The 21,249-nt window shown below is 62.8% G+C and carries 19 protein-coding genes; 16 read left to right on the top strand and 3 right to left on the bottom strand.

The features are described 5' to 3' along the window. Positions 1 to 159 precede the first annotated feature (159 nt). Both AC07X6_RS15985 and AC07X6_RS15990 read right to left on the bottom strand, forming a co-directional pair. Complete coding sequence (locus tag AC07X6_RS15985; protein ID WP_034750556.1) at positions 160 to 804, bottom strand: response regulator; 645 nt, start codon at positions 802 to 804, stop codon at positions 160 to 162. Positions 805 to 958: 154 nt separating this feature from the next. Then, positions 959 to 1,426, bottom strand: coding sequence for a universal stress protein (locus AC07X6_RS15990; RefSeq protein ID WP_230541112.1), 468 nt, complete (start codon positions 1,424 to 1,426; stop codon positions 959 to 961). 467 nt (positions 1,427 to 1,893) lie between these two features. Here AC07X6_RS15990 and AC07X6_RS15995 point away from each other — a divergent pair, with 467 nt between their 5' ends. Together AC07X6_RS15995 and AC07X6_RS16000 are read left to right on the top strand one after the other, a co-directional pair. Next, complete coding sequence (locus AC07X6_RS15995) at positions 1,894 to 2,748, top strand: protein phosphatase CheZ (protein ID WP_230541111.1); 855 nt, start codon at positions 1,894 to 1,896, stop codon at positions 2,746 to 2,748. After that, a complete protein-coding gene (locus tag AC07X6_RS16000) occupies positions 2,748 to 4,640 on the top strand; it encodes a chemotaxis protein CheA (RefSeq protein ID WP_494791609.1) in 1,893 nt (630 codons plus the stop codon). Before AC07X6_RS15995 ends, AC07X6_RS16000 begins: the two co-directional genes overlap by 1 nt. 52 nt (positions 4,641 to 4,692) lie before the next feature. On the opposite strand, the gene AC07X6_RS16005 is transcribed toward AC07X6_RS16000, so the two are convergent. Next, on the bottom strand, positions 4,693 to 5,823 hold the full coding sequence (locus AC07X6_RS16005; RefSeq protein WP_494791610.1) for a S41 family peptidase: 1,131 nt from the start codon (positions 5,821 to 5,823) through the stop codon (positions 4,693 to 4,695). 330 nt (positions 5,824 to 6,153) lie between these two features. Here AC07X6_RS16005 and leuC point away from each other — a divergent pair, with 330 nt between their 5' ends. From leuC to AC07X6_RS16075, 14 genes are all read left to right on the top strand, one after another. Beyond that, on the top strand, positions 6,154 to 7,557 hold the full coding sequence (gene leuC, locus AC07X6_RS16010; RefSeq protein ID WP_230541108.1) for a 3-isopropylmalate dehydratase large subunit: 1,404 nt from the start codon (positions 6,154 to 6,156) through the stop codon (positions 7,555 to 7,557). A gap of 68 nt (positions 7,558 to 7,625) precedes the next feature. Beyond that, the gene (locus AC07X6_RS16015) at positions 7,626 to 7,748 is read left to right on the top strand and encodes an entericidin A/B family lipoprotein (RefSeq protein ID WP_010400408.1); all 123 of its coding nucleotides are present in this window, start codon (positions 7,626 to 7,628) and stop codon (positions 7,746 to 7,748) included. A gap of 51 nt (positions 7,749 to 7,799) precedes the next feature. Then, on the top strand, positions 7,800 to 8,447 hold the full coding sequence (leuD, locus tag AC07X6_RS16020) for a 3-isopropylmalate dehydratase small subunit (RefSeq protein ID WP_230541107.1): 648 nt from the start codon (positions 7,800 to 7,802) through the stop codon (positions 8,445 to 8,447). A gap of 11 nt (positions 8,448 to 8,458) precedes the next feature. Next, positions 8,459 to 9,529, top strand: coding sequence for a 3-isopropylmalate dehydrogenase (leuB, locus tag AC07X6_RS16025; RefSeq protein WP_230541106.1), 1,071 nt, complete (start codon positions 8,459 to 8,461; stop codon positions 9,527 to 9,529). A gap of 45 nt (positions 9,530 to 9,574) precedes the next feature. Beyond that, positions 9,575 to 10,702, top strand: a complete 1,128-nt coding sequence (gene asd / locus AC07X6_RS16030; RefSeq protein ID WP_071650193.1) for an aspartate-semialdehyde dehydrogenase — start codon at positions 9,575 to 9,577, stop codon at positions 10,700 to 10,702. A 261-nt stretch (positions 10,703 to 10,963) separates the two neighbouring features. Next, positions 10,964 to 13,456, top strand: a complete 2,493-nt coding sequence (locus AC07X6_RS16035; RefSeq protein ID WP_494791611.1) for a motility hub landmark protein FimV — start codon at positions 10,964 to 10,966, stop codon at positions 13,454 to 13,456. Between the two features lie 146 nt (positions 13,457 to 13,602). After that, positions 13,603 to 14,433, top strand: a complete 831-nt coding sequence (gene truA / locus AC07X6_RS16040; protein WP_494791612.1) for a tRNA pseudouridine(38-40) synthase TruA — start codon at positions 13,603 to 13,605, stop codon at positions 14,431 to 14,433. Between the two features lie 22 nt (positions 14,434 to 14,455). Next, the gene (locus tag AC07X6_RS16045) at positions 14,456 to 15,139 is read left to right on the top strand and encodes a phosphoribosylanthranilate isomerase (RefSeq protein ID WP_494791613.1); all 684 of its coding nucleotides are present in this window, start codon (positions 14,456 to 14,458) and stop codon (positions 15,137 to 15,139) included. Continuing rightward, positions 15,132 to 16,382: a tryptophan synthase subunit beta gene (gene trpB, locus AC07X6_RS16050; RefSeq protein ID WP_230541101.1), complete on the top strand. Its 1,251-nt coding sequence runs from the start codon at positions 15,132 to 15,134 to the stop codon at positions 16,380 to 16,382. The genes AC07X6_RS16045 and trpB overlap by 8 nt, the downstream gene beginning before the upstream one ends. An 86-nt stretch (positions 16,383 to 16,468) precedes the next feature. Next, a complete protein-coding gene (gene trpA, locus AC07X6_RS16055) occupies positions 16,469 to 17,266 on the top strand; it encodes a tryptophan synthase subunit alpha (RefSeq protein WP_494791614.1) in 798 nt (265 codons plus the stop codon). Positions 17,267 to 17,463: 197 nt separating this feature from the next. Then, a complete protein-coding gene (gene accD / locus AC07X6_RS16060; RefSeq protein WP_010400390.1) occupies positions 17,464 to 18,336 on the top strand; it encodes an acetyl-CoA carboxylase, carboxyltransferase subunit beta in 873 nt (290 codons plus the stop codon). Between the two features lie 101 nt (positions 18,337 to 18,437). After that, positions 18,438 to 19,736: a bifunctional tetrahydrofolate synthase/dihydrofolate synthase gene (gene folC, locus AC07X6_RS16065; RefSeq protein WP_230541099.1), complete on the top strand. Its 1,299-nt coding sequence runs from the start codon at positions 18,438 to 18,440 to the stop codon at positions 19,734 to 19,736. Between the two features lie 24 nt (positions 19,737 to 19,760). Continuing rightward, positions 19,761 to 20,726 carry an SPOR domain-containing protein gene (locus tag AC07X6_RS16070; protein WP_494791615.1) on the top strand — a complete coding sequence of 322 codons (966 nt, stop codon included), beginning with the start codon at positions 19,761 to 19,763 and terminating at the stop codon, positions 20,724 to 20,726. A 20-nt stretch (positions 20,727 to 20,746) separates the two neighbouring features. Continuing rightward, complete coding sequence (locus AC07X6_RS16075; RefSeq protein ID WP_474292228.1) at positions 20,747 to 21,235, top strand: CvpA family protein; 489 nt, start codon at positions 20,747 to 20,749, stop codon at positions 21,233 to 21,235. The last annotated feature ends 14 nt before the right edge of the window (positions 21,236 to 21,249 follow it).

The raw sequence follows: 21,249 nt of genomic DNA on the forward strand, positions 1-21,249 counted from the left end.
TGTGTGATGAAATAACTTCCCAGCAACTTGATTACTGGTTTCAGTATGCCAACAACCGTATGCAATTAATATCAGCAGTGGCTGAATATGGCAGTAGGAGCTGTGGTAGATGAAGTAGGATTGTTCCTACAGTCGACGCGCGGGCGCGCGCCGTTGGACTTAGGTCTTGAAGGGGGAGAGCAGGCGGTGCGCGACGGCATACTGGACCATTTCAGACAGCGAGCTCATGCCCATCTTTTGCATGATGCGCGTCTTGTGCGTACTCACGGTCTTGACGCTCAGGTGCAGATTGTTGGCGATTTCCGTGATTGACTTGCCTGCCACCAGCAGGGAAAAGACTTCGAATTCGCGGTCCGACAACTGTTTATGCAGCAAGCTTTCATTCGGCATCATGATGTTGAGCACGAGTTGCTCCGCCACCTCGGCGCTGATGTAGGGACGGCCCGACGCCACCTTGTGGATGGCGCCCACCAGCTGGGTGCCCGCGCTTTCCTTGGTCAGATAGCCTTGCGCGCCGGCGCGGATGGCGCGCACCGCATATTGTTCTTCCTCGTGCATGGTGAGGATCAGGATGGCCAGCTTGGGTGCTTCGCTGCGGATTTGCCGGATCAGGTCGACACCGCTGCGGCCCGGCATCGACAGGTCGAGCAGCAACAGATCGAAGCCGCCCTGGCGCACGTGGTTGAGCACTTCGAAGCCGTCGATGGCTTCACCCACGATATCGATATCCGGTGCGCCGTCGAGGATGCGCTTCAATCCTTCACGCATGATGGTGTGGTCGTCGGCAATCACAATACGTATCATAGGCGGGCAATCTGGAAGCGTGTAGTCTGCTCTGGCCGTTTCGTGGCGGCCAATTGTTGAGAAGCGAGAAACATTGTCATTTTAACTGAAATGGCCGCGGATTTGCCTTTTTCTTAATGTGCAGGCCGCGGCGGCCCCATGGCCATGTGACCCCTTATTTCGTCGGGGGTTCCTTGATCAGCCGATGCACGAGCACCGGCAATTTCGAGTGCGACAGCACTTTATTGGTCACGCTGCCCAGCAGCAACTGACCCCAGCCGCTGCGGCCGTGCGAGCCCATGAAGATCAGGTCGCATTGCTGCAATTGCGCCACTTCCACGATTTTCAGGGCCGGGCTGTCGGAAAAGGCCGTCAAGCCCGTCGCTTGCAGGCCCCGCTTGGCCGCCGCGTCGAGGATGGGCTGCCAGTGGTCGGCGCCCGCCTTGCGCATGGCGATGCGGTATTCCTCTTCGCTGGGATAGCTTGGTGGAATGATTTCGATGTACACCGGGTACTGGTATTCGGGCGCCACGTACACGGCAAGGATATCGGCGTGCATCTGTTCGGCAAAGGCAACGCCGGCACAGGCCGTCAAGTTGGAGACGGTGGAACCGTCCGTGGCGATCAGAATTTTCTTATACATGGCAGGTCCTTTGGCGGTGACTCAGCGCGCGCAACGCCTCTTATTGTAGACGGGGCGGCAGCATTGTATTCATGTAAAGACTTGATAATTATCAATACAACTGCACCTTCAGTATAGACAACATTGGCAGAAAGATCGTGTTTTACCTGCAACGATGTCCGTATGGCGCTGTTGCGCAGGCGCCCGGGAGCAGGATTTCTTGTGTCATGCGTGGTCTTGCACGCACGCCAATGGTAGTATTTCAAAATACAACAGCAGGAACACTTATTTCCTGACGGAAAAGCTCTTGTGGACAAGCTTTGCACCAGGAAGCGCGTTTTGAGATTTACCAACAGGGCGGCGCCCTGCTACACTCGCACCATCGCAGCGGTATTGCCTCAAATCATCTTAATCGAGACATTGTGGGTATCAGTCTGTAAAACGCACAGTTCAGGCGGAATTTTGACAAATTATGGAGAAGCAGGGATATGACCAACGCCGCTGATGATTTCGATGCATTATTCGATGAAGTATCTGCGCAAAGTGCGGCAGCGGCTCAGCCCGCACCTGCCGCCGCGCCCGCTCCCGCCGTGATTGCGGAGGACGATTTTGACGCCCTGTTCGACTCCGTGTCGGCCAGTGCCGCCGTGCCGGCGCCAGCCGCAGCGGCCGAGCCGGCCGTCGCGGAAGCGGCGCCCGCGGCAGTTGCCGCGCCTGGCGAAGCGGCCGATCCCGTCGACCAGTCCGACAAGCCGATGTTCGAGCGCCTGGGCGGCATCGTGCGCCTGCTGCACGATTCGCTGCGCGAACTGGGCTACGACAAGGCGTTGACGGAAGCGTCGTCGCAGATCGTCGACGCGCAGGACCGCCTGGAATATGTCGCCACCCTGACGGAGCAGGCCGCCAACAAGGTCCTGAACACGCTCGACGAAGGCATGCCGGCGCAAGACGTGCTGTCGAAGAAGGCCAAGGACATGGACGGCCGCTGGACGGCGCTGTTCGACGGCAAGCTGAGCCTGGAAGAATTCAAGGCCCTGGCCGGCGATTCGCGCCAGTTCGCGCAAGCCGTTGCCGAGGCGACGGAAGCGGAAAAAGCCCGCTTGCTGGAAATCATGATGGCGCAGGACTTCCAGGACATCACGGGCCAGCTGATCAAAAAAGTGGTCAACATCACCAAGACGGTGGAAAACGAGCTGGCCCAGCTGTTGCGCGACAACGCGCCGGCCGAGGTTCGCGAAAAACTGGCGCAAAAGCCGGTGCCGCTGATGCAGGGCCCGTCCGTGCCGTCGGTGGCGCTGGACCAGGATAATGTAGACGACCTTCTTGCGGATTTGGGATTCTAATGGACGATATGCTCAAGGATTTCGTCGTTGAGGCGATGGATCTTGCGGTTAATGTAGAAGAGCACTTATTGCGCCTCGAGCGTGATCCTGACAACAAGGAAACACTGAATGCCGTGTTTCGTTCCTTCCACACCATCAAGGGTGGCGCCGGTTTCATGGGCTTGCCCGCGCTGGTGGCGGCCTGCCACCTGACGGAAAACCTGTTCGACGCCTTGCGCACGGGCGCCGCGCCCGTGACGCCGATCGCCATCGAGGCGGCGCTGCAGGCGTCCGGTTTCGTCGCCGACCAGCTGACGGAACTGGCCAATGGTTCTGCGCCGGAAAGCTTGCCGGCCATGCCGGAAGAGCTGGAACACATCCTGACGAATGCCATCGAAGGCAAGGGCATGGATGCGCCTGCGCCAGCCGCCGCCGTGGTGGCGGAAGTGGCCGCGCCCGTTGCCGAAGCCGTGGTGGCGGCGCCTGCCGCTGCCGCTGCCGTTTCCACCGCCGGCGCCGATGGCCTGGACTGGGAAGGCATGTATAACGCCGTCGTGCCCGAGGGCAGCCGGGTCGCTGCCGCGCCGGTGTCCGCCGTCGCCGCTGCCCCTGCCGTCGTGGCCGCGGCTGCGCCCGCCGCTGCTGCCGCTGCCGCCAAGCCGGCCGCCAAGGCCTGGGATGGCGCGGAACGGCGCGAAGAGCGTCCGGAAGTGCGCCATGCCGCGCCCGTCAAGGAAGACAGCATCCGCGTCGACGCCGTCAAGCTCGACGCGCTGCTGGAAGTGGCCGGCGAATCCGTGCAGGCTGCCAACCAGGCTGCCGTGCTGCTCGAACGCTTGCTTCAATTCAAATTCGAAGGCCAGGCCGCCACCCTGATGGCGACCTTGGCGGAAACCCTGGAACGCGCTTCGCGCTACTCGACGGAACTGCAGCGGGCGACTTTGGCCACGCGCATGCAGCCCGTGGGCCGTCTGTTCCAGAAATTCCCGCGCCTGGTGCGCGAACTGGCCAAGGATCTGGGCAAGGATGTCGAACTGACCATCGAAGGCGCGGAGACGGAAGTCGACCGCGTGGTGGTCGACAGCCTGTACGATCCGCTCGTGCACATGCTGCGCAACTCGCTCGACCATGGCGTCGAATCGCCGGAAGCGCGCCTGGCTGCCGGCAAGCCCGCCAAGTCGTATATTTCGCTGAAAGCCTGGCAGGAAGCCAACAGTGTCATGATCGTGCTGCAGGATGACGGCAAGGGCATGGACCCGGTCTTCCTGCGCAGCAAGGCCCAGCAAAAGGGCTTGATCAGCGAAAACGCGCAATTGAGCAACGACGAATGTTTCCAGCTGGTGTTCCTGCCGGGCTTCTCGACCAAGGAAGTGGCATCCAGCGTCTCGGGACGCGGCGTGGGCATGGACGTGGTGAAAACTGCCGTGGAGAAAAACCGCGGCGCCATCCACATCGAGTCGACGCTGGGCAAGGGCACCAAGTTCGCCATCCGCCTGCCGATCGAACTGTCGATCGTGCCGACCATGCTGGTATCGACCTCGGGTGCCGCGCTGGCGCTGCCGATGGCCGTGGTGCAGCGCGTCGTCGAATTGCCGGAAACCTTCATGGAAGTGGGCGGCGCGCCCGTGCTGAAAGACCAGGGCCGTCCATTGCCCGTGCGGTCGCTGGCCGGCTCGCTGGGTTACGAATCGTGCAGCGAGCGCGTGGGCATTGTTGTCGCCGCGCCACAGCCGTATATCCTGGCCGTCGCAGCCGTCGATGGCACGGCCGACCTGGTGATCAAGCCGATGACGGCCATCACCGTGGAAGGCATCACGGGCACGGCCCGTTCGGCAGAAGGCGAGCTGGTGCTGGTGGTGGGGCTGTCCTTCCTGATGGACGGCTGCCGCGGCACGGTACGCATGGCGGCATAAGCTTTTCTTTGAAAAATCAAGCCCGCTGCGCAGATTGCGCAGCGGGCTTTTTTTATGCGCCGTCCGGTCGCAGCGTGCCGCCTTCGAGCCAGCGCCGCACGCGCACGATCTCATCGTCGCGGCCCGCCTCGTCCTTTGGCGGCGGCAGGTAGATGTCGGGCATGATGCCGCCCAGGTCCACCTGCAGCTGCGGCAGCCGGGCCGAGCGCGAGGTGGCGTATTGCAGGTGGCGCAAGCCCGAAGGCAGAATGTGCAGGCGCAGATTCGAATAGTCGAGCGCGCCGTAACTGTTGCGGCCGATCAATTTGACGTGAAAGCTTTGCCGCGCCGCCAGCAGGAATTCTTCGCAGGAACTGGCGCAGTCGCGGTCGACCAGCACGGCCACGCGCGCCGGCCGGCGCGGCTCGGGCGTCTCCGCGCGCGCATAGCTGATGGTGCCGCCGCTTTGCTGCGGCGCGTATTGGCCCGCCTGGACGGTACGCATCTGCGCCACGGCCTGGGCCGCAAAGGCCGCGCATGCCTGGTCGCCGGGCGCCAGCAGCGCGCAGACTTTCTCCTGGCCCGCGATATTGGCCGGCGTGGACAGCCATTCGGCGCCCATGCTGACGATTTCGCCGGAACTGATCCAGGACAACAGCGGCGCATACGTGCTGTCGCTGCCGCCGCCGTTGCGGCGCACGTCGAGGATCCAGTTGGGACGTGTCGCCAGCGCGTCGCGGTGGGTCTCGAGCAGGCTGGCCACGGCGGCGCGGTAGCGGCCGTGGAAGCTGGGCAGGACCAGGAGCACGGTCGAGTCCGACAAGATCTGCAGCGCCGGTTCCTTCGAGGGCGCCGCCTGTCCCGCCGCGGCGGGCTGGGCCGGCGCCGGTTTGGCGATGTCGAGCGCGCTGCCCGGCTTCACGTGCAAATGGCCCTTGCGCCACATGCCCGCATAGTTTTCCAGGATCGCGTCGCACGCCTTGCCGTCGGCCGCGCCGGCCGCCGCCGTTGCGGCTGTGGCCAGCGCCAGGTCGAAGTAGGCCTGGCCCTTTTGCGCCAGGTGGGCGCGTGCGCCCGTATCGTTTTCCAACAAGAAAGGCGCAATGGCGCGCAAGTCCTGCGCGCAGGTTTCTCCCGGCGTGGCGGCCGCCGCATGGGCGCCGGCCAAGGGCAGCGCGGCCAGCGCCAATAAATGCAGTTTCATCGAGGTCCCCAGGTGTGGCGGCGCGGGTGCGCCGGTCATTATTGTCGAAATACAATACACGAAAGATTGAAGAAAAAGTATCGTTTTCTGGTCGCGCCGTGGCTCGTTCGGCAGCCTGTCCGCAGATGGGGCCGCCGTGTCGCCGATATGCCGATATCGGCAATTTCCAGCTCATATCCAACAAAGTCGCCGAACTTTGTATCGCCAATCCCACGCTTTTGCCTATTTCGGTTCTGTGTTGCCCAATATATGGCATAATCCTTGTGGATCACCGTATGACCTGGTATCACTTGATCACTTACTACAGGCTGTGGCAACGCTGCATAAATCATGATGAAGACGCTTTACGACAAACTTTGGGAATCCCACGTTGTTCGGGCCGAAGATGATGGCACGACAATTCTGTACATCGACCGGCACCTGCTGCACGAAGTCACCAGCCCGCAAGCCTTCGATGGCCTCAGCGTGGCGGGCCGCCAGCCGTGGCGCATTTCCGCCAATCTGGCCGTGGCCGACCATAACGTGCCCACCACCAGCCGCGTCGACGGCATTGCCGATCCGGTCTCGCGCCTGCAGGTGGAAACCCTGGACAAGAACGCCAGGCACTATGGCTTGACCTACTTCAATATGAACGACAAGCGTCAGGGTATCGTGCATGTGATCGGGCCTGAGCAGGGCGCGACCCTGCCCGGCATGACGGTCGTCTGCGGCGATTCGCACACGTCGACGCACGGCGCGTTCGGCGCGCTGGCGCACGGCATCGGCACGTCCGAAGTGGAACACGTGCTGGCCACGCAAACCTTGCTGCAAAAGAAATCGAAATCCATGCTGGTGCAGGTCGACGGCGCCTTGCCGCCCGGCGTGACGGCCAAGGATATCGTGCTGGCCATCATCGGCAAGATCGGCACGGCCGGCGGCACCGGTTACTGTATCGAGTTCGGCGGCTCGGCCATCCGCGCCCTGTCGATGGAAGGCCGCATGACGGTGTGCAACATGGCCATCGAGGCGGGCGCGCGCGCCGGCATCATCGGCGTGGACGACACCACCATCAATTACGTCAAGGGCCGCCCGTTTTCGCCGGCCGGCCCGCACTGGGAACGCGCCGTGGCCTATTGGCGCACCCTGCATTCGGACCCGGGCGCCCGCTTCGACCTCGTCGTCACGCTCAATGCGCAAGACATCGTGCCGCAAGTGACCTGGGGCACGTCGCCTGAAATGGTAGTAGGCGTCGATGGCCGCGTGCCTGATCCAGATCAGGAAAAAGACAGCGTCAAGCGCGATGCGATGGAAAAGGCGCTGGTCTACATGGCCCTGAAACCGAATACCGCCATCGAAGACATCCGCATCGACAAGGTCTTCATCGGTTCCTGCACCAATTCGCGCATCGAGGATTTACGGGCTGCAGCCGCCGTGGTGCGCGGCAAGTACCGCGCCTCGAACGTCACCCTGGCGCTGGTCGTGCCCGGTTCCGGCCTGGTGAAAGACCAGGCCGAGCGCGAGGGACTGGACCGCATCTTCAAGGATGCCGGCTTCGAGTGGCGCGAGCCGGGCTGTTCCATGTGCCTGGCCATGAATGCGGACCGCCTGGAACCGGGCGAACGCTGCGCCTCGACCTCGAACCGCAACTTTGAGGGCCGGCAAGGGCAGGGCGGACGCACGCACCTGGTGTCGCCCGCGATGGCGGCGGCGGCGGGCATCGCCGGCCACTTTGTCGACGTGCGGGCTTTGCGATGACGGCAGGGACTGGCGCCGCTGGTTTACACTAGCGGTCTCAGTCCCTTATTTCTTATCGAGAACTCATCATGAAAAAACTCTTCGCCCTCCTCATCGCCACCGTCATCTTGTCCGGCTGCAACACCGTCTCCGGCATCGGCCGCGATGTGCAGAAAGTCGGCCAGGTCGTCACTGGCGCCGGCGGAAAATAAACCGCGACGTGCCGGTGCCTCGCGCCGCGCGTCTTACCGAGTAGAAACAGCATGGATAAATTTACGATTTACGAAGGCCTGGTGGCCCCGCTGGACCGCGCCAACGTCGACACCGACGCGATTATCCCGAAGCAATTCCTGAAATCGATCCACCGCAGCGGCTTCGGCCCCAACCTGTTCGACGAATGGCGCTACCTCGACCATGGCGAACCGGGCCAGGACAACAGCCGCCGTCCGCTGAACCCGGAGTTCGTGCTCAACGAGCCGCGCTACCAGGGCGCCTCGATCTTGCTCACGCGCAAGAATTTCGGCTGCGGCTCCTCGCGCGAACACGCGCCGTGGGCGCTGGACCAGTATGGCTTCCGCGCCATCATCGCGCCCTCGTTTGCCGATATCTTCTTCAATAACTGCTACAAGAACGGCTTGCTGCCCATCGTGCTGTCGGAAAGCCAGGTCGAGCACCTGTTCAATGAAGTCAAGGCCTTCCCCGGCTACAAGCTGGTGGTGGACCTGGAACAGCAGTGTGTGCGCACCAGCAATGGTTCCGTCTCGTATCCATTCGAGATCGACGCCTTCCGCAAATATTGCCTGATGAATGGCCTCGACGATATCGGCCTGACCCTGCGCCATGCCGACGATATCCGCGCCTTCGAAGAGCGCCACCTCGCCACTCAACCGTGGCTCGCCAACGTCATCTAATCGATAAAAATATGAAAATTGCAATCTTACCCGGCGACGGCATCGGTCCTGAAATCGTCGCGCAAGCCGTCAAGGTCTTGAATGTGCTGGGCGAATCGTTCGAGCTGGAAACGGCGCCCGTGGGCGGCGCCGGCTATGCGGCCCATGGCCACCCGCTGCCGGAAGGCACGCTGGCGCTGGCGAAAGCGGCCGATGCCGTGCTGTTCGGCGCCGTGGGCGACTACCAGTACGACAACCTGGAGCGCCAGTTCCGCCCGGAGCAGGCGATTCTGGGCTTGCGCAAGAACCTGGGCCTGTTTGCCAACCTGCGTCCGGCCATCTTGTATCCGGAACTGGCGGGCGCCTCGACCCTGAAGCCGGAAGTGGTGTCCGGCCTGGACATTCTGATCATCCGCGAATTGACGGGCGACATTTATTTCGGCCAGCCCCGCGGCGTGCGCGAGTGCCCGGACGGTCCGTTCAAGGGCCAGCGCGAAGGTTTTGACACCATGCGCTATGCGGAAGGCGAAATCCGCCGCATCGCTCACGTGGCGTTCCAGGCCGCGCAAAAGCGCGACAAGAGACTGACCAGCGTGGACAAGGCGAACGTGCTGGAAACCTTCCAGTTCTGGAAAGACATCGTCATCGACGTGCACAAGGAATACCCCGATGTTGCGCTAGATCATATGTACGTCGATAACGCGGCCATGCAACTGGTGCGGGCGCCGAAGAAATTCGATGTCATGGTGACCGGCAACATGTTCGGCGACATTCTGTCCGACGCGGCCGCCATGCTGACGGGTTCGATCGGCATGCTGCCGTCCGCTTCGCTGGACGCCAACAACAAGGGCTTGTACGAGCCATCGCACGGTTCGGCGCCCGATATCGCGGGCAAGGGCATCGCCAATCCGCTGGCGACGATCTTGTCGGCCGCCATGATGCTGCGCTATTCGCTGAACCGCGAAGAGCAGGCAAACCGTATCGAAGGCGCCGTCAAGCAAGTGCTGGCGCAGGGTCTGCGCACGGCCGACATCCACGAAGCGGGCACCACTTTGGTCGGTACCGAGGCGATGGGCGATGCGGTGGTCAAGGCATTAGGATAAAATATTTCAATGACGGCAGTCGCCGTCTCATCTTGAGGAATGGTAATGAAATTAGTTGGCTTGGTAGGTTGGCGCGGTATGGTCGGTTCGGTCCTGATGCAGCGCATGCAGGAAGAGGGCGATTTCGCCCACATCGAACCGGTGTTTTTCACGACGTCGAACACGGGCGGCGCGGCGCCGGCCATGGCGAAGAATGAAACCATCCTCAAGGATGCCAACAACATCGCCGAACTGTCCAAGTGCGACATCATCATTTCCTGCCAGGGCGGCGACTACACGAGCGCCGTCTTCCCGCAGCTGCGCGCAGCGGGCTGGAACGGTTACTGGATCGATGCGGCCTCGACCTTGCGCATGGAAAAGGATGCCGTCATCGTGCTCGACCCCGTCAACCTGCACGTCATCAAGGATGCGCTGGGCAAGGGCGTCAAGAACTATATCGGCGGCAATTGCACCGTGTCGTGCATGATGATGGGCCTGGGCGGCCTGTTCCAGCACGACCTGATCGACTGGATGACGTCGATGACCTACCAGGCGGCCTCGGGCGGCGGCGCGCAGCACATGCGCGAACTGCTGACGCAATTTGGCACCATCAACAGCTCCGTCAAGGCCTTGCTGGAAAACCCGGCGTCCGCCATCCTGGAAATCGACCGCCAGGTGCTGGCCACCCAGCACGGCTATTCCCCGGATGAAATCAAGCAGTTCGGCGCGCCGCTGGCCGGCAACCTGATCCCGTGGATCGACAAGGACCTGGGCAATGGCCAGTCGAAGGAAGAGTGGAAGGCGGGCGCGGAAACGAACAAGATCCTCGGCCGCGGCATCGACTTCGGTACCAAGGAAATTCCTGTGGACGGCCTGTGCGTGCGCATCGGCGCCATGCGCTGCCATTCGCAGGCGCTGACCATCAAGCTGAAGAAAGACGTGCCGCTCGATGAAATCAACGACATCATCGCCAGCAACAATCAATGGGTGAAATTCGTGCCGAACACGCGCGAAGCGTCCGTGCGCGACCTGTCGCCGGCGGCCGTCACGGGCAGCCTGACGATTCCAGTCGGCCGCGTGCGCAAGATGAGCATGGGCGGCGAATACCTGTCCGCCTTCACCGTGGGCGACCAGTTGCTGTGGGGCGCGGCCGAGCCGCTGCGCCGCATGCTGCGCATTTTGCTCGACGCGTAACAGCCATAAATCAGCAATAATTTGCTGATGCAGATCAAGCCGGGGCTGTTTTCCCGGCTTTTTTTTCGTCCCGAGCCCGTCAAGGCTCAACCATGCGGAGCTTGCATAGCTCTGGGCATGATGATATGTTGATACCTCTGGAAAAGTAACAGTTTTCCCATGTCAACTAAGATGCCGCCAACTATGCCTGTACACACTCGTCCCCGGGTCGCCTCCCTTGCCATTAAAACACTCAGCAGCGCTGTCGCCTGTGCGGTGTTATTGTCACCGGCGGTATCCGCAGCCGAGCTGGGCAAGATCACGGTGCTGTCCGCCGCCGGCCAGCCGCTGCGCGCCGAGGTCGAATTATCGGCCGTCAAGCCGGGCGAGGCAGCCAGCCTGCTGGCCAAGCTGGCGCCGCCGGACGCCTACCGCCAGGCCAACGTGGAATTCAATCCCGCGCTGAACGCGCTGACGTTTGCCGTGGAAAACCGCAACGGCAAGTCCTTCATCCGCATCAGCTCGGCGCAAGCCGTGGCCGAGCCCATGGTCGACCTGCTGCTGGAACTGAGCAGCAAGAGCGGGCGCCAGGTGCGCGAATACGCATTCGTGCTCGACACGCCCGAAGCGCGCCAGACGCGCGGCGCGCAAGTGACGGCGCCAGTCGAACCAGGCAAGGCCAAGCCGGCCGCCGCTGCGGCGGAGACCGCGCCGGCGAAAAAGGCGGCGGGCGAATACAAGGTCAAGACGGGCGACACCCTGAGCCGCATCGCCAGCGAACTGAAGCCTTCGGGCGTCTCGCTCGACATGATGCTCGTCGCCCTGTACCGCGCCAATCCCGATGCCTTCAAGGGCGAGAACATGAACCGCATGCAGGCCGGGCGCATCCTGGCCGTGCCGGGCGCGGACGCCGTGCGCGCCACCAGTGCGGCCGAAGCGAAGGGCATCGTGACGGCGCATGCCATCGATTTCGAAGCCTACCGCAACAAGCTGGCGGGCCAGGTGTCGCAAAGCAAGCCGGCCAAGGCCGCGCAGGCAGCGCAAAGCACGGCCGGCAAGATCGGCGCGACCAAGGTCCAGGAAAAACCGACGGCCGTGAGCGAGTCGCAAGATAAATTGAAACTGTCGAAGGCGGAGCCGGCGGCCAAGTCGGCCGGCAAGAGCGCCGTCGCCAGCGAGGAAGACAAGATCGCCAAGGCGAAACAGGTCGATGAAGCGGCCGCGCGCGTCAAGGAGCTGGAAAAGAACGTCAGCGACCTGGAAAAGTTGATGGCGGTCAAGAGCAAGGCCATGGCCGACAAGAGCGCGCCCGCGCCCGTCAAACCGGCCGAGGCCGCTGCCAGCGCGTCGGCCAGTGCAGCGGCCAGTGCAGCGGCCAGCGCCATCGCCAGCGCGCCCGCCGAAGCCCAGCCGCCTGTTCCGAAAGCGAAACCGGTGCCGCTGGTGAAAAAACCGTCGCCGCTGGAACCGACCTTTGCCGACAAGATCAACGACCACCTGGGCGCCATCGGCATCGGCCTGGCCGCGCTGCTGGCCGCCGTGGCCGCGCTGGTGATTGCGCGCCGCCGCAAGGAGACGCCGCCGGCCCAGGACGATATCGCCCCCGTGTTCGAGCCGGAAGCGCCGGTAACGCCGCCATCCGGCCTGGCGCCGGAAGACCAGCAGTCCGAGGCGAGCAACCACCTGTTCGGCACGGGCGCCGCCGCTGCCGGCGTGGCCGCCGCAGCGGGCGCCAGCATGCTTGAAGGCAATGAAACGGATCCCGTTGCCGAAGCCGACGTGTATATCGCCTACGGCCGCGATGGCCAGGCGGAAGATATCCTCAAGGAAGCCTTGCGCATCCACCCGGAACGCCATGCGGCCCGTTTGAAGCTGCTGGAAATCTATTCGGCCCGCAATGATGTGCGCGCGTTCGAAGACCAGGCCAGCGAGCTGTACAGCCTGACGCGCGGCCAGGGCGAAGAGTGGCCGCAGGCGGCCGCCCTGGGCCTGGCGCTCGATCCTGCCAACCCCCTGTATGGCGATACGGAAGACGACGCCGTCGTCAGCCTGAGCAAGGGTGCGGGCGACGACGTGCATGGCCAGAGCATGGACTTGCCCGACGATCTGTCGACGCCTGCGCCGCTGGCAGACCTGGCGCCGGCCGAGCCGGTATCTTCCGTGACGGCCCGCGATGTGCGCGATCCCCTCGATTTTGACCTCGATAGCCTCGATTTCGAGCCCGTTTCCACCAGCGACCCGATCGTCATGCCCGGACCGGACAGCAAGCCGGTTGCTGCCGCGCACGATGCGCAGTATGACGCCAGCATGGATTTCGGCCTGGACCTGGAGCCGCCAGCCGGTCCCGTCAATGGCGTGGGCGCCGGTTTGACGCCTTTGCCTGATCCGTTGAAAGACGTGGACCTGGCCCATTTCGACCTCGACGAGCCCGTGGCGCCCGCTGCCGCGCCCGTCGCGGTGGCCGAGCCGTCGATCGACAGCCTGTTTGACGATGCGCAAACACCAGCCACCTTGCCGGAAGCCATACCGCCAGCACAGGAATTCGACCTGTCCGGCATCGACTTGGACCTCAACGATGGCAAGGCGGCCAGCGTGGGCGTGGACGACCCGCTGTCGGCCATCCACATGGAAATGGATACCAAGCTGGACTTGGCGATCGCTTACCAGGAAATCGGCGACAAGGAAGGCGCGCGCGAGCTGATCGATGAGGTCATCAAGGGTGGCAGCGAAGAGCAGGTCGCCAAGGCGAATACGATGCGAGCTTTGCTGAGCTAAGCACCTGATACGACGTCCATGGCAGCGTTGCACGGTCTCGCCGTACTATTCGTACTGTCTTCGACCGCGCGCCTTGCCCTGAACGCCGTCTCAGGCGCTTGTGAGGTCGGAGGGCAGGGCCGCCTGCGCGCCGGTATAATGCTTCGATGCAAAATATTACGACAGTAACGCCATTCAAGCGTATCGTCCTGGGCCTGCAGTACGACGGCACGGCCTGGCATGGATACCAGAAGCAGGAAGACGGGCAAACGGTGCAGGACCAGCTGGAAAACGCGCTGGAGCAGTTTGCCCGCGTGCGCCTGGCCACCACCTGCGCCGGCCGCACGGATACGGGCGTGCATGCGCTCGAGCAAGTCGTGCATTTCGATACGGATTTGAACCGCGATGTGCACGCGTGGGTGCGCGGCGTCAACGCCTTCCTGCCGAAATCGATCGCCGTGCGCTGGGCCAAGGAACTCGAAGGCGATCCGACGGTCAATGACTTCTTCCACGCCCGTTTCAGCGCCCGCGCGCGCACTTATCATTATGTGTTGTATAACAACGCTACCCGTTCGCCGCTGGTGGAAGGGCGCGCCGGCTTCTTTTTCCGCCCGCTGGACGTGGAACTGATGCGCCAGGCCGTGCAGCCGCTGCTGGGCTGGCACGATTTCACGGCCTTCCGCGCCGCGCAATGCCAGGCCAAGTCGCCCGTCAAGCTGATGCACGACATCCGCATCGAGCGGCGCGGCGATTGCGTCATTTTTACGATTACGGCCAATGCCTTCCTGCATCATATGGTGCGCAACCTGGTTGGCTCGCTCGTGTATATCGGCACGGGGCGCGAAAAGCCGGACTGGCTCGGGCATTTGCTGGAAAGTAAGGATCGCCACGCGGCGGCGCCCACCTTCATGCCGGACGGCTTGTACCTGGCGCAGATCGATTACGATCCGAAATGGGAGTTGCCGCAAGACAGTAGCAGCGCCTTGCCCTGGTTTTGATCTGCATCAATAAAGGAATCGCATGCCACGCACACGCATCAAGATCTGCGGTCTGACCCGCGCCGAAGACATCCAGGCTGTCGTGGCGGCGGGCGCCGACGCCATCGGCTTCGTGTTTTATCCGAAAAGCCCCCGTTACGTCACGCCTGGGCAGGCCGCCAGCCTGATCGCCGCCATGCCCCCGTACGTGACGGCGGTCGGCCTGTTCGTCAACGCCACGGTGGACGAGGTGCGGGCCACCAGGGCCGTGGCGCCTTTATCTCTGCTGCAATTTCACGGCGACGAGACGCCCGAACACAGCGCCGCGCTGGCTGGCGCCGTGCAGACGCCGTTTACGCAAGTGTTCCGCGTCAAACCCGACACCAGCTTTGAAGATTTGCTAGAATACGAACAGCGCTATCGCGCCGCCAGTCCCTTGTTCTCGAGCCTCTTGCTCGATACCTATGTGGATGCGTATGGCGGTGCAGGAAAGGTATTCGATTGGTCCCTCATTCCAGAAGAACTCGCGCCTCGGGTCGTTTTAAGTGGTGGCTTGAGCGTACAAAACGCGACTGACGCAGTGGTGCGCGTGCGCCCTTACGCCGTCGACATCAGCAGTGGTGTCGAAGCGTCCAAGGGCATCAAGGACGCATCCCGAGTCCGCGCGTTCATCGCCGCGGTGGGGGATGCCGATGCCATCATTGCCAGAGGAAACCACCATGAATGACCACACCAACTCGCCCGGCGCAGCCGCCGCATTGTTCCACGCCACCGATTACCCGTTTCCCGACCTGCGCGGCCACTTTGGCCCCTACGGCGGCTCTTTCGTTGCCGAAACGCTCACGCACGCGCTGGCCGAGCTGAAGGACGCCTACGCGCGCTACAGCGTCGATCCGGAATTCCTCGAAGAATTCCGCTACGAGCTGAAACACTTCGTCGGCCGCCCGTCGCCCATTTACCACGCCAAGCGCTGGTCCCAGATGGCCGGCGGCGCGCAAATCTACTTCAAGCGCGAAGACCTGAACCACACGGGCGCGCACAAGATCAACAACGTGATCGGCCAGGCCCTGCTGGCCAAGCGCATGGGCAAGCCGCGCATCATCGCCGAGACGGGCGCCGGCCAGCACGGCGTGGCCACGGCCACCATCTGTGCCCGCTTCGGCCTCGAATGCGTGGTCTACATGGGCAGCGAAGACGTCAAGCGCCAGGCGCAGAACGTGTACCGCATGAAATTGCTGGGCGCGACCGTCGTGCCCGTCGAATCGGGCTCGAAGACCCTCAAGGACGCGCTGAACGAAGCCATGCGCGACTGGGTCACCAACATCGAAAACACCTTTTATATCATCGGCACCGTGGCCGGCCCCCATCCTTACCCGATGATGGTGCGCGACTTCCAGTCCGTGATCGGCGAGGAATGCCTGGTGCAGATGCCGGAAATGACGGGCCGCCAGCCCGACTACGTGCTGGCCTGCATCGGCGGCGGCTCGAACGCCATGGGCATCTTTTACCCGTACATCGACCAGAAAGACGTCAAACTGATCGGCGTGGAAGCGGCCGGCGAAGGACTCGATACGGGCAAGCATTCGGCGTCGCTGACGGCCGGTTTTCCGGGCGTGCTGCACGGCAACCGCACCTATCTGCTGCAGGATGAAAACGGCCAGATCATCGAGACGCATTCTGTCTCGGCCGGCCTCGACTACCCGGGCGTCGGTCCGGAACATGCCTGGCTGAAAGATTCGGGCCGCGCGCAATACGTGTCGATCACGGATGACGAGGCGCTGCAGGCTTTCCACGACTGCTGCCATATCGAAGGCATCATTCCGGCCCTGGAGTCGTCGCACGCGCTGGCCTACGCGGCCAAGCTGGCGGCTACCTTGCCGAAAGACCAGATCGTGCTGGCCAACCTGTCGGGCCGTGGCGACAAGGACATGCATACGGTGGCGGAGCGCATGGGATTGAATTTCAGTTAAACAACTGTCAATTCTCAATAACGCGTAGGTCGGATTAGCGCGCAAGCGCGTAATCCGACATCCTCCACCGATAAAGAAAGCTCCCCATGTCCCGTATCGCCACCACCTTTGCCAACTTAAAATCCAACAACAAGACCGCCCTGGTCACCTTCATCACCGCCGGCGACCCCGGCCCCGACGCCACCGTGCCGCTGATGCACGCGCTTGTCGAGGGCGGCGCCGACATCCTGGAGCTGGGCGTGCCGTTTTCCGACCCCATGGCCGAAGGCCCCGTGATCCAGCGCGCCTGCGAGCGGGCCCTGGCATTCAACGTCGGCATCCACGACGTATTCGGCTATGTGCGCCAGTTCCGTGAAACGAACCAGACGACGCCCGTCGTGCTGATGGGCTATGCGAACCCCATCGAGCGCATCGGCAGCGCCGCGTTTATTGATGCAGCACAAGCTGCCGGCGCCGATGGCGCCATCGTCGTCGACTATCCGCCCGAAGAGTGCGAGGAATTCGCCAGCGCCATGCGGGCGGCGGGCCTCGACCTGATTTTCCTGCTGGCGCCCACCTCGACGGAAGAGCGCATCGCGCAAGTGGCCAAGGTTGGCGGCGGCTTCAGCTATTATGTGTCGCTGAAAGGCGTCACGGGCGCCGGTAACATTGATACGGAACAGGTGGCAGAGCGCCTCGCGGCCATCCGCCAGCATGTAAAATTACCCATCGGCGTGGGTTTCGGCATCCGCGATGGCGCTACGGCCAAGGCCGTTGCCAATGTGGCCGATGCCGTCGTCATCGGCAGCCGCATCATCCAGGAAATTGAAAATGCCCCGGCAGGGGGCGCCGTGGACGCCGTGCGCAGCTTTACGGCAGGCATCCGCGCCGCACTGGACGCCTGAGCAAGCTTGCCGTTTACGCAAGATGCGTTGGCGGCAAAGTTCGACAGCCCGGCGATAAACGGCTACACTTCGGCCACTGATTTGCCTGTTATTGTGCAATAGATAAAATTTTTGGCGGCGTCCTGCGGGGCGCCGCCGTTGACCGTCTGCCGGGGGCGTCCACCGACGCTACCCCAACAAGGGCCCAAGGAGAAAATATGAGTTGGTTGGAAAAACTGCTGCCACCGCGCATACAGCGTTCGGACGCCGCCGCGCGCAAGACCATGCCGGAAGGCCTGTGGGTCAAGTGCCCGTCGTGCGAAGCCGTGCTGTACCGTACGGACCTGGAATCGAATTTGCACGTGTGCCCGAAATGCGACCACCACATGCGCATCCGCGCCCGTGAACGCCTCGACAGCCTGCTCGACGCAGGCGGCCGCTATGAAATCGGCCAGGAAATCCTGCCCGTCGATACCTTGAAATTCAAGGACAGCAAGAAATACCCGGACCGCCTGAAATCGGCCATGGAAGCGACGGGCGAGACGGATGCGATGGTCGTCATGGGCGGCGCCATCATGAGCTTGCCGGTGGTCGTGGCGTGTTTCGAATTCGAATTCATGGGCGGCTCCATGGGTTCCGTGGTCGGCGAGCGCTTCGTGCGCGGCGCGCAGATCGCGCTGGAACAGAAAGTGCCGTTCATTTGCATCACCGCCACCGGTGGCGCGCGCATGCAGGAAGGCTTGCTGTCGCTGATGCAGATGGCCAAGACCACGGCCATGCTGACCAAGTTGTCGGAAAAGAAATTGCCATTCATCAGCGTGCTGACCGACCCGACCATGGGCGGCGTGTCCGCTTCGTTCGCCTTCATGGGCGACGTCGTCATCGCCGAGCCGAAAGCGCTGATCGGCTTTGCCGGCCCGCGCGTGATTGAAAACACCGTGCGCGAAAAACTGCCGGAAGGCTTCCAGCGCGCCGAGTTCCTCGTCACCAAGGGCGCCGTCGACATGATCGTCGACCGCCGCAAGATGCGCGAAGAAATCGCCCGTCTGCTGGCCTTGTTGCAAAACCAGGCTGTCGAAGTCTTGGCTTAATGTCAAAGTAACAGGCCGGGCGGTGTCCTGCGGACCCGCCCGGTTGCCACGCCACACCGTTTGCGCGCCTTGCGCACTGTCTCCTCATCAAGAAGTCTCCCATGCAAAACCTCCCCACCACCTTGCCGGACTGGCTCGCCCTGCTGGAAACCCGCCATTCGGAAACCCAGATCAACATGGGCCTGGATCGCGTGCAAGCCGTCAAGGCGCGCATGCAGCTCGCTTTTACTTGCCCCGTGATCATGGTGGCGGGCACGAATGGCAAGGGTTCCACCTGCGCCATGCTGGAATCCGTGCTGTTGCGTGCCGGCTACAAAGTGGGTTTGTACATCAAGCCGCATTTCCTCGATTTTAACGAGCGCGCGCGCGTGCTGGGCGAGATGGCCAGCGACGAGCAGCTCGTCGCCAGCTTCCAGGCCGTCGAGGCCGTGCGCGGCGATACGCCGCTCACGTATTTCGAATTCACCACCCTGGCCATCCTGCACCTGTTGTCGCAAGCCAAGCTCGATGTGGCCATTCTCGAAGTGGGCCTGGGCGGACGCCTCGATGCCGTCAACGTGATCGACGCGGACGTGGCCATCGTCACCAGCGTCGACATCGACCACACGGATTACCTGGGCGATACGCGCGAAGCGATCGGCTTTGAAAAGGCCGGCATCTTCCGTCCGGGCAAGGCGGCCATCTGCAGCGACCCCGTGCCGCCGCAATCCTTGATCGACCATGCCGAGGCCATCGGCGCCGACCTGTGGCTGATGGGCCGCGATTTCAATTATTCGGGCGACAAGCAGCAGTGGAACTACGGCGGGCGCGAGCAGCGCCGCAATTCGCTGGCCTACCCGAGCTTGCGCGGCGCCAACCAGATCCTCAATGCGACGGCCGTGCTGGCTGCGCTGGAAGTGCTGAAGCTGAAACTGCCCGTGGGCGCGCAGGAAGTGCGCACGGGCCTGGTGACGGTGGAATTGCCGGGCCGTTTCCAGGTCTTGCCTGGCCGCCCCAGCGTGATCCTTGATGTAGCGCATAATCCCCACGCGGCCTCGGCCCTGAACCAGAACCTGGGCAATATGGGTTTCCACCCGTACACCTACGCCGTGTTCGGTTCCATGCAGGACAAGGATATCGATGGCGTGCTGGCCGCGATGAGCGAGCACGTCGACCACTGGTGCCTGACGGGCCTGCCTTCGCCGCGCGCGGCCACGGCTTCCGAACTGGCCGCCAAGGTGCAGATCATGTTGGAAGATAAACCCGACAGCAGCGAGCATACTGTGTCTATTTTCGATGATCCGGCACAAGCTTTTGCAAATGCAATGAGCCGGGCCGGTGAGAATGATAGAATTGTGGTCTTTGGTTCTTTCCTCACCGTTGCCGGCGTGATGAAGGCCCGAAAATCCTCACTTCACTGAAACGCACTCGACTGAAAATCACGCATGGGCTTGTTCTCGAAACTGTTTAAAAACAAGCAAGAATCCTCTGGCGAAGACAGCGGCTTTTATGTCCCTGGCGAAGCGCAGTCGCCGACCCGCAAGCGCGCCGCCAACACCTCCGGTGGCGGCGGATCGCGCCGTGGCGGCAAGGAAGCGCCGGATCCGGTCTTGCCTGAAAAAAAGCGCGCACGCCGCCGCCTGGTCGGGGCCATTGCCCTGGCCCTGGGCGTGGCCGTCGGCTTGCCGATGCTGCTCGATTCCGAGCCGAAAGCGCCGTTCAACGATATCGCCATCGACATTCCTTCGAAGGAAAAGGCTGCGCCGGCACCGGCGCCTGCGCCCGTGCCAGCCCAGGCTGCCGCGAATGGCCTGGACCAGTCCGAGGAAATCGTCGACGCACCGCTGCCGCCTGCGGCCAAACCCGCGCCAGCCCCGGCCCCCGTGCTTGCCGCCGTCCAGCCAGCTACCGTCAAGCCGGCCTACGTGGAACCAAAGCCCGAACCGAAACCGGTCAAGGTGGAGCCGAAGCCGGAACCGAAACACGAACCCAAGCCGGAACCGAAGCACGAACCCAAGCCTGAAGCGAAGCCGGAACCCAAGCATGAGGTAAAACCGGAAGCCAAGCCCGAGACCAAGCCTGCCAAGCCGGCGCAATCGGCCGACGATGCCGCGCGCGCGCTGGCGATTCTGGAAGGCAAGCCGCCAGAGAAAGCGCAAGACAAGCCCCACGATGCCGGCAGCGGCAAGTTCGTGGTGCAGGTGGCGGCGCTGGCGACGCAGGACAAGGTCGACGAATTGCAGGACAAGCTGCGCGAAGCGGGCATCAAGTCGTACACGCAGAAAGTCTCCAGCCCGGCAGGCGAACGCATCCGCGTGCGCGTGGGCCCGTTCGGCAGCCGCGAAGACGCGGAAAAGACGCGCGCCAAGCTGCAAAAGCTGGGCCTGGGCGGCTCGCTGGTGCCGGCGTGATGTTGCAAGGCTGAACGCGCGTGACGATTTTCGATTACCTGGTGCTGTTCGTGCTGGTGACCTCCGTACTGATCAGCATGATGCGTGGCCTGGTCAAGGAAATACTGTCCCTGGTCAGCTGGATCGTGGCTTTCGTCATTGCCAACGCCTATGGCGCGACCCTGGCAAAATTCTTGCCGGAAGCCGTGCCGGGCGAAGCCATCCGTTTGTTGCTGGCTTTCGTCGTGCTGTTCATCGGCGTGCGCATTTTGATGGGATTGCTGTCCATGACGGTCGACGCGCTCGTCAAGGTGACGGGCCTGAGCCTGGCCGACCGCACCCTGGGCAGCCTGTTCGGCCTGGCGCGGGGTCTTGTGATCGTGCTGACCGCCGTCATCTTGTGCGGCATGACTTCCATACCGCAGCAGCCATTCTGGAAAAACGCGCTGCTCAGCCCTTACGCGGAGCAGGGCGCGCGCGCCATCAAGCCTTATCTGCCTGCCGCTTACGCGCAGCATGTGAAATTTTGAATTTTTTTTAAAAT

It is taken from the genome of Janthinobacterium sp. GW460-12-1-14-LB5 (assembly GCF_059423585.1).